The sequence below is a fragment of the Polaromonas sp. P4_H1 genome, from assembly GCF_056400945.1.
On record NZ_JBFUKG010000143.1, the window covers coordinates 1 to 534 of the forward strand.

Genomic DNA, 534 nt, shown 5'->3' on the forward strand with positions numbered 1-534 from the left:
GTGCCATCACGCCCCGCCCCATCGCGGCCGAGAACAGCCGCGAGAAATGATAGGGCGAGAGCTTGGCGTGGGCGGCGATCACGTCGACGGAGAGCGGATCGTCGAGATGCTGCTCGATCCAGGCGAGGACGGCAACGAGATCGGGCGTGCGGTGCGGCATGGGCTGGTTCATGCGGCGGGTATCGCATGGGCGGATGGAGGTGTCTTGATCGGTCTTGCTGTGGGGGCGAGAAAGCGGATGTGGGAAGTAGCTCGTCCGCCTTCGGAATTACTATAGCTGAGCCTCCCGCCACGGTGCCTTGGCGCGCACCCAAAGGTTGCGTTAAGCTGCCGCTGGGGAGATCGTGTAATGCCGAAGATCGTTCTGTTCGTACTAGCAGGCTTCTTGGCCTGGGTGGCTTACAACACGTCGGATAAATATGATGCTGCCGCCAGCGGGCCTCTAAAGCCCGACACCTCCCCAGCCGCCAATGAGGCGGCGAAGCGCCGCTGGGCCGCTCAAGACCGACTAGAGCAGACTCAGAACATCAAGAT

The 534-nt window shown here is 62.2% G+C and carries 2 protein-coding genes; one reads left to right on the plus strand and one right to left on the minus strand.

Translation table 11 applies throughout. The annotated features are described in order from the left end of the window. Positions 1 to 172, minus strand: a 172-nt coding sequence (locus AC1DS5_RS25565) for an AraC family transcriptional regulator (protein WP_477721043.1), incomplete at its 3' end; no start/stop codon positions are given. Positions 173 to 349: 177 nt separating this feature from the next. On the opposite strand from AC1DS5_RS25565, the gene AC1DS5_RS25570 reads away from it, so the two are divergent. Continuing rightward, positions 350 to 534: hypothetical protein (locus AC1DS5_RS25570; protein WP_477721042.1), on the plus strand; the 185-nt coding region annotated here is incomplete at its 3' end.